This window comes from Flavobacterium sp. (assembly GCF_013822155.1).
GTDB lineage: Bacteria > Bacteroidota > Bacteroidia > Flavobacteriales > Flavobacteriaceae > Flavobacterium.
The window spans coordinates 1-2190 of sequence record NZ_PNJW01000136.1 but is presented as its reverse complement, the minus strand read 5'-3'; the positions used below and the strand labels follow the sequence as shown (position 1 = coordinate 2190).

Genomic DNA, 2190 nt, shown 5'->3' with positions numbered 1-2190 from the left:
AATGCGATAAAAACAAAGCATGACAAATATTCTAAAATAGTCAAGAATTTTAGAATATATAATCTATACAAAAAAGGTTCCGAAATCAACGGTTACGATAACTGGTATGAATATTTTGAAGAACAAATAATTGAAAATGGAAACTTTGACGCAATTGCACTCTATCTCAAAGGAGTGACAAATTATTTACCAAAAAATCTTGAAGAGGATTGGAATAATTATTATTCTTTTCGAAAGATTAGCGAATACTGTGAAAAAGAAGCAAGTAAACTTTTAAATACCAAAACACTCGATATGGATGATCCTAATAATGAAAATTCAGGCAAAAAGAGAGATATGTCATTTCGCCTTTCTCTATTTGAATTATTGATGAAATCCGAAAAATGGGAACAGGCAAATTCTACTCAAAAAGGAAACATTCTAACCCATCTGTTTGGTGACCATCCCACTAATATAAGAGACTACTACCTTGAAATGGAAAAAAGACCGGAAGAAGGAAAATTTAAAAAGGGTGGCAAATGGCAGCGTGAACAAATAGAAGCCGAAGAAATAATAAAAAGAATATTAGGGTAACCAAAAGGGTTACCCTAATTGTTTTAACCAACTTCATATCTCTCAAATTTGTGCTCTATAACACTTAAAAATAGAGCCATGACTAAATCTGTTTTACAAATAGAGACTGTAAACGAAAAAGAGTTTACAGATAAAATCTTAACAGGAGTTCAAAATCTGTTAGATAGGTTTGCAAGTTCTGCAAAAGACATTGAAACTGACAAATTATTAACTAGAGAAGAAACTGCAAAACTACTCTCGGTTAGCTTAACAACTTTATGGGATTACACAAGGAAGGATATTGTTCCGGCATATCGAATTGGAACAAAAGTTCGCTATAAGAAGAGTGAAGTTTTGAGCGCTTTGCAAAAAATGAATCAATTAAAAATCAATAAATCATGAATCAAAAAAACACAATTCAGGCCAAAACCATTTATTACCCAACATTGCAAGGCCTTAATGGCGACCGATGTGGTTGGATTTGCAGAAAATTAAAGCAACTAGCAGACTTCGTAAGGACAGTTCCTTTTATCGGAGAAAGACTTGCCTCAAAAATTGACCTTGCAGCAAACATTGTTGACGCAATAGACGATGTATTTTTAGAAAAGAACGGTCTTCTATCAATCGAATACGAGCCAACACCATCTGAATCTACAATTCTAGAAAATTGGAAAACCAATAGGTTAATGCCCTTTTACAGAAATTTAACCTTGCAATTAGCAAGCATAAACCAACAAGACACATTGGCTGAACAGTTGGCAATAGCAAACAAGGCTTTGCAAAAAATGTGTGTTGTAGAAAGCTACTTTGCAAAGTATGAAACTAATGGACTGTCAACAAATGCCGTTTTTCTTAGGTTAGAGCTAATTAATAAGATATTTGAGCCATTGTATGAAATAATCGATTCAACTTTTGAAAATCAAAATTTTCAAACCAACAATGTAAGTATTGCATTCAATAGCAGTATGATATCTGATTACAACCCACTCATTTCAACTTCTCAAAGCTTTACCGCTAACTGTTTAAATTACATGATTGAACAGTTTAATAATTCGGCAAATGGCAATGCTCCCATTTCATTGGTAATTCCAAACAACGAGAACTCTCAACCAATAACGAAAGAAGGTGAAGGAAATCTGCTTCTTATAGGGCTTTGTGTTGCCGGGGTGATAGCAATAATTACACTTTCTAAAGACCAAAAAGGAAAAAACAGAAAAGAATAAAACTCTATTGGGCATAATTATTGATATATTTGTAGTGCGAAACATTTTAATTTAATACAATTCACAATGAAAAAAGTCATTAAGATTTCTTTCCTTATAACTTCTTGGGATAACATATCGGTGCAAGTCCGTAAATATTGTGAATTCAAATTCAAAGTGTTTCGCAGTGATTATCCCTTTTTTAACTTTTTAATCCTAAAATTATGCGAAACACGAACACCAGTCAAGAAACAGAAACTGTTTGCCTAGCAAAAATCTATGAATTCAAAAAGCTTTATCCTTATGAACATGTTAAAGAGCAAATAAACGAATTGCTTTTTGCATGGATTGGCAGTGATTTTATTACTACTGCTACAAAAATTGAACGTGAAAACACTCTACTTTTTTTAAATGAATTGAAGTCATTAATGAAAGT

The 2190-nt window shown here is 32.4% G+C and carries 4 protein-coding genes; all 4 read left to right on the top strand.

Annotation, left to right across the window (positions count from 1 at the left end):
• Positions 1-573: hypothetical protein (locus C0512_RS15275; protein ID WP_290863118.1), on the top strand; the 573-nt coding region annotated here is incomplete at its 5' end.
• A 78-nt stretch (positions 574-651) separates the two neighbouring features.
• Positions 652-954, top strand: a complete 303-nt coding sequence (locus tag C0512_RS15270) for a helix-turn-helix domain-containing protein (protein WP_290863116.1) — start codon at positions 652-654, stop codon at positions 952-954.
• A complete protein-coding gene (locus C0512_RS15265; protein ID WP_290863114.1) occupies positions 951-1775 on the top strand; it encodes a hypothetical protein in 825 nt (274 codons plus the stop codon). Before C0512_RS15270 ends, C0512_RS15265 begins: the two co-directional genes overlap by 4 nt.
• Before the next feature lie 203 nt (positions 1776-1978).
• Positions 1979-2190, top strand: a 212-nt coding sequence (locus C0512_RS15260; protein ID WP_290863112.1) for a hypothetical protein, incomplete at its 3' end; no start/stop codon positions are given.

Excerpts from the sequence above, each read along its gene's own strand:
- C0512_RS15270 (WP_290863116.1), top strand. The coding sequence starts at position 652 with ATGACTAAATCTGTTTTACAAATAGAGACTGTAAACGAAAAAGAGTTT.
- C0512_RS15265 (WP_290863114.1), top strand. The coding sequence starts at position 951 with ATGAATCAAAAAAACACAATTCAGGCCAAAACCATTTATTACCCAACA.